We start from the raw sequence: 13,466 nt of genomic DNA, 5'->3' as shown, positions 1-13,466 counted from the left end.
GTCACGGGCCCGGGTGTGTCGTCAAGGTAACTGCGCAGGTTGCGCCGGGCCCGTGACAGCAAGCTCTCCAGTGCCTCGACGCTGATGTTCATCAGCGCCGCGGCGTCGATATTCGACAGCTCTTGGTAATACTGCAACACAATCGCCTCACGCTGGCGATCAGGCAGCGACGCTAACGCCGCCGCCATGTGCTCACTGCGGGCGGCCGCTTCCAGCTGTTCATCGGGCGCAGGCGCTGTGTCGACCACCTCGCTCATCGCCTCCTCATCGCGCAACGGGCGCTCCTTGCGCCGACGCAAATGGTCGTGGCACAGGTTGAGTGCCACGCGGTGCAGCCAGGTGTCGAAACGCGCTTCGCCACTGCGCCAGCTTGCAGCCTGGCGCCAGATACGCAGAAAACTTTCCTGGGCCACGTCCCTGGCCTCGTCGGCATCCCCGAGGATCCGACTGGCGAGCGCGAGCAAACGCGGCAGTTTGCGCGTCACCATTTCGTTGATGGCCGCCGGTTCGTTGTTACCGATGCGGGCCAACAGCTCAACGTCCGGATCAGTGTCTTTCAATAGGGCAAGTCTCGGTCCGGTGGCTAAGGGTCAGGTTGACGGAATGCTCAGCGGATCCAGTGCCCTTCTCTCCAGTACCAGTTGGGGCCGCGCGATTCCCAGTGGCCAGGTTCCCAACGGGCGTTGCGCATCACCGGCTGCCAGTGGCCCGGTACCCAGGCATAACCGCGCCCTTCGTAGCGCCAGTGCCCGCGATCCCACACATAGCCAGGGCGTTCGACGGGAACGGCCTCGACGCGCATCGGCGGTGGCGCTTCGCGGATGATCACTTCGGTCTGGGCAAAGGTCGGCGTGCTGACCAGGGCGGCCAGTGCCAGCGGGATCAACAGGGCATAACGTAATTTGGCCAGCGGTCGTGCAAGTCTCATGACAACTCCTTCATCGGCGATCGCCAGTGATCGCAGTTGTAGGGTTGAACGGCAGGTGTCCGAAAATCCGTCGCAACAAAAAGAACTTTTTATCGCGACCGCTCAGGACGGCAGGCAGGGCCAGTATTGCCCAGGGTTTGCGGGGAGTTGATGAAATTGTTGAAAGGTCGCGACGGATTTATCCATATGGCCGCGTTCAAGGGCTAACCGTTGGTAATCGACAGGCGCTTTCTGTTGGTTGGCGACGTCCATCACCTTGAGGAAATCACCATGTCTCGTCGAATTTCACTGCTGGTTGCCGCCGTCCTGCTCATGAACCTTGGCGGCTGCGTGTTCCTGCCGGGGCACCGCGAGCATTGCTGCTGGCGCGGTTACGGGGTAGTGACTACCCCGACGGCACAAGCGATCTCCTGATCCGCTAACTGACCGCTGCAAAACCCCTGCGCCCGGCCTTGATCTCGGTGCGCAGTTCGCCAATCAGGTTTGAGATGGAACGGATGCTGTCCAGACCCTGGGGCGACACACGGGGCAGCAGCAGGTCGACGCGCCCGGAGGCCGGGTCGAAGATGTTGATGCGCAGCGAACCGTCGCTGTTCAATGAGCAGTCACAGGCGAGGGGCAGGAAGCCCGACTCCATGATGTGGCGAAACTCGGCGATCGAAATCATGCGGGCACCCTTCCCTGTACGGGGCTCGGAGGACGTGATCCGTCTAGGGTAGATGAGCTTTTTCAAACTGCCCGGGAATTAATTCAAAAGTGATACTTGGTGCGCATTTCGGCTAAAACCGCTGGCCGGCTGACGCCAGAAAAACCACACAGCCCCCCTCTTATCCGATGCCACGCGAAGGGCTTGCTTCCTGGCGATGATGGCCAGATGCTCTGGTTTTTTCCGACACCGAGAGCACCCCGCATGAGCATCGAACCTTTGATCGAACCCGACAGTGCTGTGTACAAGACGTTGCTGGAATCGACCAAGGCCATCCCCTGGCGCATCGACTGGCCGACCATGACCTTCAGCTACATCGGCCCGCAAATCGAGGCGCTGCTGGGCTGGACGCCACAGAGCTGGGCCACCGTGGACGACTGGGTGGAACGCATGCACCCGGATGACCGCGAATACGTGGTCAACTTCTGCGTCTCGCAGTCCCGGGCCGGGGTCGATCATGAAGCCGATTACCGGGCGCTGACCGCCAGCGGTGAGTACGTGTGGATTCGCGACGTGGTGCACGTGGAGCGCAAGGACGGCGAGGTGCAGGCGCTGATCGGCTTCATGTTCGACATCAGCGAGCGCAAGAAGACCGAAGAACACCTGATTCGCCTGCAAAAACAGCTGGAGGAGTATTCGTTCCAGGACGGCCTCACCGGCATCGCCAACCGGCGCATGTTCGATACCGTGCTGGCGCGGGAATGGACCAGCGCCCAGCGCAGCCAGTTGCCGCTGTCGCTGATCCTGTTGGATATCGACTATTTCAAGCAGTACAACGACCTCTACGGGCATATCAAGGGCGACGAATGCCTGCGCCAGGTGGCACGCACGCTGTCGCAGGCGGCCAACCGGCCACGGGACTTCATTGCGCGCATCGGCGGCGAGGAATTTGTGTGGTTGTTGCCGGAAACCGATGCCGAGTCGGCACGGCGCGTGGCCGAACGCTGCCTGCACTTGATCCGCCAGCAGCAGATCGCGCATGAGCACTCGGCGGTGTCGGACCTGCTGACACTGAGCCTGGGCGTAGGCACTTGCACGGTAACGCCGGGCGGCGCGGCGCTGGCCTTTGTCGAAGCCGTCGACAAATTGCTGTACCAGGCCAAGCGCAATGGCCGGATGCGCGCAGAGTTTGCCGACGTAGAGGATTGATACAACGCTCAAATCGCGGGCAAAAAAAATCCCAAGTAGCTGATGGAAACTTGGGATTTAAAAATGCATAAACCGTGGGAGGTGAACGCCCGGCTATATTACCCAGCGGGAAAACTTGTAACAAGATAATTTTCAACCTTTCGTCGGATTAAAACAGCGCTAAGTCATTCAATAACCACACTTTTTTAATGGATCCGATTATTGGAAATGCCACTTTTTGGTGCAATAACAGCGCATCGTTAAACAAACTTCGCTGTTTAATTCCGCGATAAAAATAAGGTTATTGATTAAAAGTGCGTGGGCTTCTTCAAATAGTGCTGATACAGGTGTTTGCACGGATCCACCAACACAAGTTCGTCCTGGGGCGTGGCGCGCGAAACACTGGCTGCCTGACGGCATAACGCCAGGCGCTCCGCCGCCTCTTCCCGCTGCCGGTCGACCTGGGCATTGAGCCGAACGAAATAAGTCCCCAACAACACCGCGACACATAGAACGCCGACGCCAAAATAGCGCAAGGCGTTGGATTGAGGGGGTTCCAGCTCACTCATACACTCATTGCACCTTGTGTTTCTGATAGCGAACATCGTCGCCCAGCTTCTCACCGAGACGCCCAATTGTATGTAAATTGAAACACATCGGTTGTGGTGGATTTGTAAAACAGTCAGCCGGATTGCGCGTTAATCCTGCTCACGCCGCCTGAACTGCCCCGGCGCCAGCCCGTGGGCCTTGCGGAAACACCGGGAAAAATACGCCTCGTCGGTAAACCCGCAACGGTGCGCAATCGCGCCGATCATCTGCGGGCTGTTGAGCAGCAGCGTGCGCGCCAGTTGCATGCGCCGGTCGAGCACCAACTGGGAGAAGGGTTTGCCGGTTTCCTTGCGCAACAGGTGGGTCAGGTAGTTGGGCGACAGGAACGCCGCCGCCGCGGCATCCGTCAGGTTCAGCGACGGCTCGTGCAAATGCTCGCGGATGTAGCCTTGCACCCGGGCCAGGGCATCCTTGCGCCCACGCCGGGTGGCGTTGTTGGCGGCGAACGCCTGGAGCGGTTCGGCGTACTGTTGGCACACCAGCCCGATCAACTGGAACAGGTAACCCTTGAGCCGCTCCCGGGCGCCGAAGCTGCGGTGGGCGTCCAGGCTACGCATGTGTTCCAGCCAGGTTTTGACTTCTTCGAAGGCCGCGTCGTCGAGGATGAAGTCCAACTGCTCCTGGAAGCGAAACGGCGACAGCTCCGGCGCCTGGCCGATGGGGATGTCTTCCAGGTCCAGCGGGTCGCAGGTCAGTTGCGGCAGGAAAAAACCCTGGCTGAAATTGATCAGCATGAAGTCGCCGTCTTCGGGATGGGGAATCACATGCAGGCGATGGGGCAGGATAAAGGCCAGGGCCTTTTTCGGGAACGGGCGCACCGCACCGCCGATGTGCTGCACGGTGTCGCCACCCAGGTTGATCTGGATCTGGAAATATTCGTGGCGATGGGGACTGGTCAGCGCCGCCCTGCCCCGCTTGTCGCGGATGTAGAAGTCGGAGCGGTCGCTGCGTTGTTCCATGCCATAGGTGGTGATGCGGGTGCCGGGCATACGTACTTCTCGGAGGGCCTGGGCACCACTGTAGCGTCAACCCTGGCCGAGGGTGAAGCTCAGTTCCGCCAGGCCGTCGATCCCGGCGGTCACCACATCGCCCGGTTGCAAGGCGCCAACGCCCGCCGGGGTGCCGGTGAAGATCAGGTCGCCGGCTTTCAGCGCCACGGATTTGGACGCATGGCTGATCACCTCGCTGACCGACCAGATCTGGTCCGCCAGGTCGCCCACTTGGCGTTGCTCGCCGTTGACCTTGAGCCAGATACGCCCGCTGGCCGGATGGCCGACGGCGCTCACCGGCTGCAACGGGGTGCAGGGTGCCGATTCATCGAAGGCCTTGGCCCATTCCCACGGCCGCGACAGCTTTTTCGCCTGGGCCTGGAGGTCGCGGCGAGTCAGGTCGATGCCCAGGCCGTAACCCCAGATATGCGCAAACGCATCTTCCGGGGAGATGTCCACGCCGCCCTTGCCGATGGCCACCACCAACTCGACTTCATGGTGCAGGTCGGCGGTCAATGGCGGATAGGCGATCACGCCCTCGGCAGGCACCACGGCATCCGCCGGCTTCATGAAAAAGAACGGCGGCTCGCGGTCGGGGTCGTGGCCCATTTCGCGGGCATGTTCGCTGTAGTTGCGCCCGACACAGAACACCCGGCGCAGCGGGAAGCGGGCGTCGTCGCCGTGGATGGCAAGGGACGGGGTTTCGTTGGGAGTGATGACGTAGCGGGTCATGGCATGTGCCTCTTCGGTTACCTGGGGCCAGTATGAGGACTGGCTCCGGGGCGAAGTTGGACAGGCTTACGCAGATTTTGTACTGGGCGGTGCAATCATTTACGCGCCAGCTTGTAGCGCAAACAGTCCTGATAAAAACTCTGGCGAATCACTTCGGGCTTGACCCGCGAACGGCTGTCGTAGGTCTGCTCGGTGATGCCCATGGCCATCATGTGCATCCAGGGTTTCTTGAACTGGTAGGTCTTCAGCTTCTGCCGCGCGGCGTACAGCGAGACGCCCGACAGCTTCAATTCCTGGGCCCGGGCGGCGGTGCCAGCCCCCCAACTGCACATGTACTTGTCGTTGTCCCGCAGCTCCCGTGCCTCAACCGAAACCGCCCCACCCGCCAGGGAACAGGCGATCAGCATGATTCCAACATTGCGCATTTGCATCCCGCCTAACCACCTGAAAATAAAAGTGATTTTGGCGAGAATTTTGTTACAAAGGGGCCAGCAAATTGCCTTCTCGATGAATTTTCCGACCTGAAACCGAACCAAGTAACAGCGCTGCCACTCAGGCATTTTGCCACTATTGGTTGCCGATGGCCCATTGCCTGACGATAATCGCGGCGCTCTCCCACACTCACGCAAGGAAACGCCGTGAAAAAGCTTCTACTGTTGACCCCATTGCTCGCACTGCTGTTGCAAGGCTGCGGCGTCACCATGACGCAATACGAGCCGAACTTCGATAACGTCCAGGTCCTCAAGCAAGCAGCGCCGCTGCAACCCGTCAGCAATGCCCAGGTGACGGCCGCGTCGGGCGAAGGCTCGTTGTCTGTACGTGCCAACCCGATCCGCTCGCCCAGTGGCAGCATCCCGGCGCATATCCAGGCTGCAATCACCCAGGAACTGCAACTGGCAGGCCTGCTGAACCCGCAAGCAGAACGTCATCTGCAAGTGCTGGTGGTGAAGAATTCGCTGTCGGCAGGCATGGGCTCCGGCAACGGCACCCTGGCCGCGCGGTTTACCCTGCTCAAGGGCAATGACGTGGTGTACGACGCGACCAAGGAAGTGAATCACACCTGGCCCAGTTCGTTCTTCGGGTTCATTGCGATCCCGAATGCCGCCAACGCCTACAACCCGATGGTGCGGGATTTGCTCAAGTCGCTGTACAGCGACCCGTTGTTCATCAAGGCGCTTAAGTAAGGCCTGGGCTGCGAGGATCGGCCACCCTGCCCTCGCAGCTGTTTCAAACGTTCAGTTACGTGTCACGCCCGTGGCACGCCGGCATCCAGCGCCGAATACTTCAGGTTATTACCGTCGACCATTTGCTTGAGCAGGGCATTGACCTGGCGGGTGAAGGTATCGGTCACCGCGTCTTTCGGCGTATTGGCCATCAACGGGATGAACCAGATGCCCATCCAGGTATTGATCGAGTCGTGGTTGGAGCCGGTGCTCAGTGCCTGGCCTTGTGCGTCCACCGATTCCAGCTTCATGGTGTACTGATCAGTCCCCAGCGCCGGAATGATGGTGAAGGTAAAGCCGCTGATAAAGGCCAATACCAGTTGGCCGCCACCCGGTGGATGGTTGTAGACCTTCAGGCGCAGGCTGTAATCGCCTGGCTGCTTCTGGAATTCATCCAGGGTCACGCGACCAAACAGGCCGGAGTCAGTCAGGACTTTCTGCAGCTGTGGCTTGAGCATGTCACGCGCTTGTGGGACTTCGGCCGCGGCGGCATTTGTCGGCTCGCCCTGGTAGAACTTGAAGTCTACGTAGACGTTCGGTTTGTTGGCGTAGCTGGCCTTCGACGGCAGCGTGACGGGTGCTACTTCGTCTTTCGTGAAGCTGGCGCAGCCGCCCATCGACAACGTGATCAGGGCCAACCCCAGCATTTTTCCAATGTGCATTACGACTTCCTTAGTGAATGGAGCGTCTCCATGGCCGGAGTTGCTGGGGGCGGATGATAAAGAGTGGGTGGGAATGTTAAAAGGCCATCTCCGAGAAATACCCGCTCGCAGGCAGCACTAGTTGGCGGAGACCAGTTTCAGGCCGATCACGCCGGCCAGGATCAGCACGATGCACAAAACCCGCAATGGCGCGGTGGAATCGCCCAGCAATGCCATGCCGAGGATCGCGGTGCCCGCTGCGCCGATTCCAGTCCAGACCGCGTAGGCGCTGCCCACCGGCAGGGTGCGCAGTGCCATCGACAGCAGGATCACGCTGGAAACGCCGGTCACGACGGTGAGCAATCCGGGGGTGAATCGGGTGAAACCGTCCGAGGCCTTCATCGCGAACGCGAAGGCGATTTCAAGGATGCCGGCCAAGCCGAGCAGTAGCCATGCCATGGGATGAGCCCTCAGGAAATACAGTGAGTGTGTGGCGAGCAGCCCCGCCACACCGAATCAGCGTTGGCTATGCCTTGGCAGCCGCCGCTGGCGTGGTACGGAAGGTGATGCCCAGTCGGTTGAAGGCATTCATCAAGGCGATGCCGTAGGTCAGGTCAGCCAGTTCCTTGTCGCTGAACTCGGCGGCCGCTGCCGCATAGTCGGCGTCCGAAACATCACTGGCGGTCACGGCTTCGGCAAAGGCCAGCGCCACGCGCTCACGCTGGGTGAAGACTGCGCCAGCGTCGTGCCACACTGGCACCAGCACCAGCTTGTCCACGGCCAGGCCTTGCTTGAGCAGGTCCCGCGAGTGCATGTCGATGCAAAAGGCGCAGCCGTTGACTTGCGAAACCCGCAGGTAGACCAGGTCGATCAGCTCCTTGGACAGGCCGCTGTTTTGCAGGTAGACGTAAACCCCGCCGAACGCCTTGTAACCTTCAGGGGAAGCTTTGGAGTAGTCGAGACGCGTTGTCATGGTGAAATCCTGTAGCGGTTGGATGAAGCCGCCATCTTGCGGCGTCATGGCCTACCCCAAAAGATCCATGATCTGGCTTGAACACCAGACCATGAATGCGCGGATATGGCCTACTCTGAATCTTGATTCTTGGCTCTTTGGCATGGGTCATGGGGTTCGTAGACTGAGGGCCATCCATCCAGGAAGCAACGCACCATGAATATCCTCCATGTCAGTGCCAGCCCTCGCGGGCAAGCGTCGGAGAGCAACGCCCTCTCCCTCAAGATCATTGAATGCCTGCGCCAGCGGCACCCGGACGCCGAGGTGATCCAGCGCGGCATTGCCGCAAATGCCCTGGCACCGGTGGACGAGCCTTATGCAACGTCCCAGCAGTCCCTCGTGGACGTCTCGTCCGAGGGGTCGATGGCCCAGTCCGAGCGGCTTGTTCAGGAACTGGAGCTGGCCGACATTGTGGTGATCGCCACCCCCATGCATAACTACTCGGTGCCCGCGGCCCTCAAGCTATGGCTCGATCACATCGCACGGGTGCGCCGCACCTTCGATATCTCGGCCCAGGGCAAGATCGGCCTGTTGCAGGACCGGCCAGTGTTCGTCGCGATCGCCTCAGGCGGGCGGTTTTCCGGGGAGCGCGCGCACCAGCCGGACTTCCTGACGCCGTACCTGAAAACCATACTGGGCATGATCGGCCTGCATGACGTGACCTTCTTCACCGTCGAAGGCACCGCTTCCCGCCCGGAAACTCTGGCCCAGACGCGCCGCCAGACCGACCAGGCGCTGCACGATTATTTCGCCACCTGAACAGGACCCGCCGCCGGATGAGCACTTCGATCAAGGCCTTTTCACCGCTGGACGCCGGCGCCGCGGAGCCGATTTACCGGCAACTTTACTGGCGGTTCCGCAGCGCGATTGCCGACGGTTTGCTCAAGCCGGGCGAACGCATACCCGCAGCCCGGGCCCTGGCCAAGGAGTTGGGGTTGGCCAGGGGCACCATCGACACGGCGTATTCGCTGCTGGCAGCCGAGGGCTATATCCAGGCCCGAGGCCAGGCCGGCACGGTGGTGGCTGAAGGGATCAAGGCCAGCCTGCCGGAGCGCCCCATGACGGCCAGCGACCAGAATGCCGTGCGGCACAAGGCCGCCGTGTTGCCGTTTCAAATGGGGCTGCCCGCACTGGATGCGTTCCCTCGCAAGATCTGGTCGAAAATCGCCGCCCGCTGCGTGCGGGCCACCCAGGTCGCCGACATGGCCAACCCGTGCGTGTTCGGCCTGCACTCGCTGCGCACGGCGATTGCCAGCTACTTGCAGGTCGCCCGGGGCATCCACTGTTCGCCGGCGCAGGTCTTCGTCACCTCGGGCTATCGCAATACGCTGGGGCTGATCGCCCACGCACTGCTGGAACCGGGCGATCGGGTGCTGGTGGAAGACCCGGGCTACCTGTTCACCCGGCCGTTGCTGGATTACCTGAATATCAAGGCCATACCGGTGCCGGTGGACCCGGATGGCATGCAGGTATCCCAGGCCGTGCAACAGGGCAAAGGCGCCCGCGCCGCAGTGGTCACGCCGGCCCATCAAAGCCCGCTGTGTGTCTCGCTGGCCTTGCCCAGGCGCCTGGAGCTGCTGGATTGGGCGAGTCGCCAGCAGGCCTGGATCATCGAGGACGACTACGACGGCGAATACCGCTACGTGAGCCGCCCGCTGCCGGCCCTCAAGAGCCTGGACCGAGACGGCCGGGTGCTGTACGCCGGAACCTTCAGCAAGGTGTTGTTCCCCGGCATCCGCCTGGCCTATCTGGTGGTGCCGGCAGCTCAAGTGGAACGCTTCGAACATGTCAGCCAGACCTTCCTCGGGGGCTGCCCGGAGTTGACCCAGGCGATCGTCGCAACGTTTATGACCGAGGGGCATTTTGCGCGGCATATCCAGCGCATGCGCAAACTCTACGGTGAGCGTCGGGAGGCCACCGCCAGGGGCTTGCGCAAGGCCTTGGGCGAGCATATTTCGATTGACGCCCAGCCGGGCGGGATGCACTTGATCCTGCGCCTCAATGCACAACAGTCAGACCGCCTGTGCGTGGAACGCCTGGCGCAGGCCGGCATTTATGCCGAAGCCTTGAGCGACTGGAATATTCAAGGCCAGACCGGCCCCGGCCTGCTGCTGGGCTTTGCCAATATCGAGTCCGAGGCCATCGCCGAAGCCCTTGGAAAACGCATCCTGGACGCACTCATGGCCTGATCCGCCAGCCGGTTCTTGGCTCTTTTGCCCACCGGCGAGTGGCGCCATGCTGGACAGCCTGTCCTCACCCGCCTGGAATGCCCATGCCCACTCCCCTGCGCAGCCTCGCAGTTTTCTGCGGTACCAATTTCGGCTTCAACCCGCGCTATGCGGATGGCGCCCAAGCCCTCGGCCGGGAAATCGCCCGGCGCGGCATACGCCTGGTCTACGGCGGCACCCACAAGGGCTTGATGGGCGTGGTGGCGGACGCTGCGCTGGCTGAAGGTGGCGAAGTCATCGGCGTGATCACCGAGTTACTGCATGAACGCGGCCATTCCCACGCCGGGCTTACCCACCATGAAGTGACCCAAGACATGCGCAGCCGCAAGACACGCATGAGCGACTGCGCCGACGGTTTCATTGCCTTGCCCGGCGGGCTGGGAACCCTGGAGGAGTTGTTCGAGGCGGCCACGCTGACCCAGGTCGGCGAACACCACAAGGGCGTGGCGTGCCTGAATACGGCGGGGTTCTTCAACCCGGTGCGCGCCCTGCTCGATCACGCTGTGCAGGAGGGCTTCATGAAGGTCGAACACAGCCGGATGCTGATGTTCAACGCAGACCCCGGCGCCCTGATTGATGCCCTGGAGCAGTGGCAGGCGCCGGTGGTTTCCAAGCTGATTGAGCCGGTGGCGAACTAACGTTTTTCGGCCTTGGCGATGCTGCTCCCGAATCCTTTCGCCAAGGCCTTTTTATTTACCACTGATAGGTCGCGCTGGCCTGCACGGTACGCTGTGAGCCATACCAGCACCACGAGTAGGAATAGCAGGACGCGACGTACTCTTTATTCGCCAGGTTGGTGGCGTTCACTGCCAGGCGCAGGTTGTCACCCTGACGATTGATGTGCGGGATGTCGTAGTGCACCGCTGCATCGAACAAGGTGTAGCCCGGCACCTTCAGGGTGTTGGCGGTATCGCCCCAGGAAGAACCGACATAGCGCGCACCGGCGCCTACGCCGAAGCCCTTCAGCGTGCCGTCGTGCAGGGTGTAATCCGCCCAGGCCGACGCGGTATGACGTGGTACGGCGTAGGTAGTAGTGCCTTCGGCAGCCACCGCCGGGCCGACACCGATGTCGCTGATGGGCGCATAACGCACGGTGTTGTTGGATTTGCTGATGCGGTTATCCAGGTAGGCATAGGCCGCAGTGATATCCAGGTTGTCGTTCAGGCTGGCCTTGCCTTCCAGTTCAAACCCGCGGGATTGCACTTCACCGTCCTGAATCTGGCAGCGGGAGCCGTTGCACAGGTGGGAAGCGTCCGGGTCCAGCGTCGGTACGTTGGTCTGGCGCAGGTCGAAAATGGCAGCCGTGATGAAGCTGTTGCTGCCCGGCGGCTGGTACTTGATGCCGATTTCCGTCTGCTTGCCCTCGGTCGGCTGGAACGTCGAACCGCCGTAGCCCGTGCCGGATTGCGGCTGGAAGGATTCCGAGTAGCTGACATACGGCGCCAGGCCGTTATCGAACAGGTAGACCAGGCCCAGGCGGCCGGTGAAGGCCTTGCTGTCCTGGGACGACTTGGTCTTTTTCTGGGTGGTCATCGCCAGGGTACTGTTGTCGGTGCTGGCCCAGTCATAACGCCCGCCCATCAACAGCACCCATTTGTCCCACTTCATCTGCTCTTGCAGGTACACCCCCGTTTGCTCGCTGCGCGAGGTGGCGTCGCTGGTGTACGCCGGCACCGGCACTGCCGCACCGTAGACCGGGTCGAAAATATCCAGCGTAGGCCCTGCCGTGTACACGCCGCTGCCCGACTTGGTGTCGGTGCTGGTGTTCTGGTAATCGGCGCCCATCAGCACGGTGTGCTGCAACGGCCCGGTGTCGAATTTGGCCTGCAACTGGTTGTCGAGGGCATAGGCGTCGATATTCACGTCGCTGGCGATGGTCGAGCGGCGGATGGTGCGGTAATCGCTCTCCAGGTAGTTGCTGTAGAGGCTGCGGTATTGCCCTTCGCTGCGCAGGTAGCGCGCATTCTGGCGCACGGTCCAGACATCGTTGAAGTGATGCTCGAAGGCGTAGCCGATGGAGTAATACTCGCGGTCGCTCTTCTCGAAGTTTTTCTCGCCGTCGTAGAAATCCACGTCGATCTTGCGCCCCGTCGGGCTGTGCAGCACCGAGCCCCAGGCTGGCATCGAGCCGTAGGACGCGCCCTTGGGGTCCTTCTGGAAGTGCCCGAGCAAGGTCAGCGAGGTATTCTCGTCCGGTCGCCAGGTGAAGGCGCTGGACAGGGACTGGCGACGGGTTTCGGTGTGCTCGATCTGCCCGTCGGCATCGTCGAACAGGCCGGCAACGCGGTAGGAATAAACGCCTTGGTCGTCCAGCGGGCCACTCAAGTCAAAGGTCGTGCGCTTCTTGTTGAAGGTCCCGTACTCGACGCCGACTTCATGGAACGGCGTGTCCAGCGGGCGTTTGCTGACCATGTTGATCACACCGCTGGGGGTGCCCTGCCCGTACAGCACCGACGCCGGCCCGCGCAGCACTTCGACGCGCTCCAGGTCGAAGGCGTCTTTTTGCGGCAAGGCATCCCGGCTCGACGGCATGCGCAGGCCGTCGAGGTAGGTCGCCGGGGTGAAGCCACGGATGGTCAACTGGTCGAGACGCGAGGCGGTGGAGCCACGGGTTTCCGGGATCACGGCAGCGCTGTAGCGCAGGATCTGGTTGAGGCTCTCGGCGTTCTGCGCGCGCATCTGGTCCTTGGTGACCACGGAGATCGACTGCGGGGTTTCGATCAGTGCGGTGTCGGTCTTGGTGCCCGACAGGCTGCGGGTGGCCACGTAGCCAGACACCGGGCCGGTGGGGCTTTCCGACGGGTACGCGCCGCTGATGGTGGTGGCCTGCAACTCCATGGCGCCATCGGTGTGCGGGATGGCTTCGAGACGGTAGCGGTCGTCGGCGATCTTCAGGGCTTGCAGGCCGCTGCCGGCCAACACTTGGGCCAGGGCGGCGTCGGTATTGTATTGCCCGTTCAGGCCATTGCTGCGTTTGCCGCGGGTCAGGCTCGAATCAAAGGCCAATACCAGGCCCGCCTGTTCGGCGAGGCTGTTGAGGGCCTGGCTCAGGTCACCGGCGGGAATGGAGAACGCAGCGCTTTCAGCCGCGTAGGACGCTTGAACGGTCAGCAGGGGTACGGCGGCAAACGCCATCGCCACTGAAAGGGTCAATGGCTGTAAAGGACGAGCAAGGCGCGACATGAGAAGTCCTGGGAAATGGGGGTTCTATTAGTCATGACGGCCATGTCGGAAAATCGGGTATGAATGAGAGCAGTTTTTATTCAGACT

17 protein-coding genes are annotated in these 13,466 nt (G+C 61.6%); 6 read left to right on the top strand and 11 right to left on the bottom strand.

The features are described from left to right. A partial coding sequence (locus HX786_RS26645; RefSeq protein ID WP_178912825.1) for an RNA polymerase sigma factor occupies positions 1 to 560 on the bottom strand: 560 nt, incomplete at its 3' end. A gap of 47 nt (positions 561 to 607) precedes the next feature. After that, the gene (locus HX786_RS26640) at positions 608 to 928 is read right to left on the bottom strand and encodes a YXWGXW repeat-containing protein (RefSeq protein ID WP_003219711.1); all 321 of its coding nucleotides are present in this window, start codon (positions 926 to 928) and stop codon (positions 608 to 610) included. A gap of 270 nt (positions 929 to 1,198) precedes the next feature. Between HX786_RS26640 and HX786_RS26635 the strand changes: the two genes are divergently transcribed. Then, entirely contained in the window at positions 1,199 to 1,342 is a 144-nt protein-coding gene (locus HX786_RS26635) for a hypothetical protein (protein ID WP_166742173.1), read from the top strand. A gap of 4 nt (positions 1,343 to 1,346) precedes the next feature. Here the strand turns inward: HX786_RS26635 and HX786_RS26630 are convergent, their stop codons facing one another. After that, a complete protein-coding gene (locus HX786_RS26630; RefSeq protein WP_008435982.1) occupies positions 1,347 to 1,595 on the bottom strand; it encodes a DUF1652 domain-containing protein in 249 nt (82 codons plus the stop codon). Between the two features lie 243 nt (positions 1,596 to 1,838). Here HX786_RS26630 and HX786_RS26625 point away from each other — a divergent pair, with 243 nt between their 5' ends. After that, a complete protein-coding gene (locus HX786_RS26625) occupies positions 1,839 to 2,783 on the top strand; it encodes a sensor domain-containing diguanylate cyclase (protein WP_003219704.1) in 945 nt (314 codons plus the stop codon). A gap of 287 nt (positions 2,784 to 3,070) precedes the next feature. On the opposite strand, the gene HX786_RS26620 is transcribed toward HX786_RS26625, so the two are convergent. The 4 genes from HX786_RS26620 to HX786_RS26605 all read right to left on the bottom strand — a co-directional run bounded on the left by HX786_RS26620 (position 3,071) and on the right by HX786_RS26605 (position 5,517). Further along, positions 3,071 to 3,331, bottom strand: coding sequence for a hypothetical protein (locus HX786_RS26620; RefSeq protein WP_003219703.1), 261 nt, complete (start codon positions 3,329 to 3,331; stop codon positions 3,071 to 3,073). A 129-nt stretch (positions 3,332 to 3,460) separates the two neighbouring features. After that, positions 3,461 to 4,360 (bottom strand): AraC family transcriptional regulator, encoded by a 900-nt coding sequence (locus HX786_RS26615; protein WP_177009775.1) that lies wholly within the window; start codon positions 4,358 to 4,360, stop codon positions 3,461 to 3,463. A gap of 36 nt (positions 4,361 to 4,396) precedes the next feature. Next, the gene (locus tag HX786_RS26610) at positions 4,397 to 5,092 is read right to left on the bottom strand and encodes a fumarylacetoacetate hydrolase family protein (protein ID WP_178903409.1); all 696 of its coding nucleotides are present in this window, start codon (positions 5,090 to 5,092) and stop codon (positions 4,397 to 4,399) included. Positions 5,093 to 5,187: 95 nt separating this feature from the next. Further along, a complete protein-coding gene (locus HX786_RS26605; RefSeq protein WP_023658946.1) occupies positions 5,188 to 5,517 on the bottom strand; it encodes a hypothetical protein in 330 nt (109 codons plus the stop codon). A gap of 213 nt (positions 5,518 to 5,730) precedes the next feature. Here HX786_RS26605 and HX786_RS26600 point away from each other — a divergent pair, with 213 nt between their 5' ends. Further along, positions 5,731 to 6,276 (top strand): hypothetical protein, encoded by a 546-nt coding sequence (locus HX786_RS26600; RefSeq protein ID WP_003219695.1) that lies wholly within the window; start codon positions 5,731 to 5,733, stop codon positions 6,274 to 6,276. Positions 6,277 to 6,338: 62 nt separating this feature from the next. On the opposite strand, the gene HX786_RS26595 is transcribed toward HX786_RS26600, so the two are convergent. The 3 genes from HX786_RS26595 to HX786_RS26585 all read right to left on the bottom strand — a co-directional run bounded on the left by HX786_RS26595 (position 6,339) and on the right by HX786_RS26585 (position 7,929). Continuing rightward, complete coding sequence (locus tag HX786_RS26595) at positions 6,339 to 6,977, bottom strand: hypothetical protein (RefSeq protein WP_177067194.1); 639 nt, start codon at positions 6,975 to 6,977, stop codon at positions 6,339 to 6,341. Between the two features lie 117 nt (positions 6,978 to 7,094). After that, positions 7,095 to 7,415 (bottom strand): multidrug efflux SMR transporter, encoded by a 321-nt coding sequence (locus HX786_RS26590; protein ID WP_087693029.1) that lies wholly within the window; start codon positions 7,413 to 7,415, stop codon positions 7,095 to 7,097. A gap of 67 nt (positions 7,416 to 7,482) precedes the next feature. Beyond that, entirely contained in the window at positions 7,483 to 7,929 is a 447-nt protein-coding gene (locus HX786_RS26585) for a carboxymuconolactone decarboxylase family protein (RefSeq protein ID WP_029615984.1), read from the bottom strand. Between the two features lie 195 nt (positions 7,930 to 8,124). Here HX786_RS26585 and HX786_RS26580 point away from each other — a divergent pair, with 195 nt between their 5' ends. From HX786_RS26580 to HX786_RS26570, 3 genes are all read left to right on the top strand, one after another. Beyond that, positions 8,125 to 8,727, top strand: coding sequence for an FMN-dependent NADH-azoreductase (locus HX786_RS26580; RefSeq protein WP_087693030.1), 603 nt, complete (start codon positions 8,125 to 8,127; stop codon positions 8,725 to 8,727). 17 nt (positions 8,728 to 8,744) lie between these two features. Beyond that, entirely contained in the window at positions 8,745 to 10,157 is a 1,413-nt protein-coding gene (locus HX786_RS26575; protein ID WP_178912824.1) for a PLP-dependent aminotransferase family protein, read from the top strand. A gap of 77 nt (positions 10,158 to 10,234) precedes the next feature. Continuing rightward, the gene (locus tag HX786_RS26570) at positions 10,235 to 10,834 is read left to right on the top strand and encodes a TIGR00730 family Rossman fold protein (RefSeq protein WP_168197513.1); all 600 of its coding nucleotides are present in this window, start codon (positions 10,235 to 10,237) and stop codon (positions 10,832 to 10,834) included. A 55-nt stretch (positions 10,835 to 10,889) separates the two neighbouring features. On the opposite strand, the gene HX786_RS26565 is transcribed toward HX786_RS26570, so the two are convergent. Then, on the bottom strand, positions 10,890 to 13,379 hold the full coding sequence (locus HX786_RS26565) for a TonB-dependent siderophore receptor (protein ID WP_177068243.1): 2,490 nt from the start codon (positions 13,377 to 13,379) through the stop codon (positions 10,890 to 10,892). Positions 13,380 to 13,466 lie beyond the last annotated feature (87 nt).

The organism is Pseudomonas sp. 21615526 (assembly GCF_013386245.1).
GTDB lineage: Bacteria > Pseudomonadota > Gammaproteobacteria > Pseudomonadales > Pseudomonadaceae > Aquipseudomonas.
Note: the sequence above shows the minus strand (reverse complement) of the source record. Positions and strands in the feature narration are given on the sequence as shown.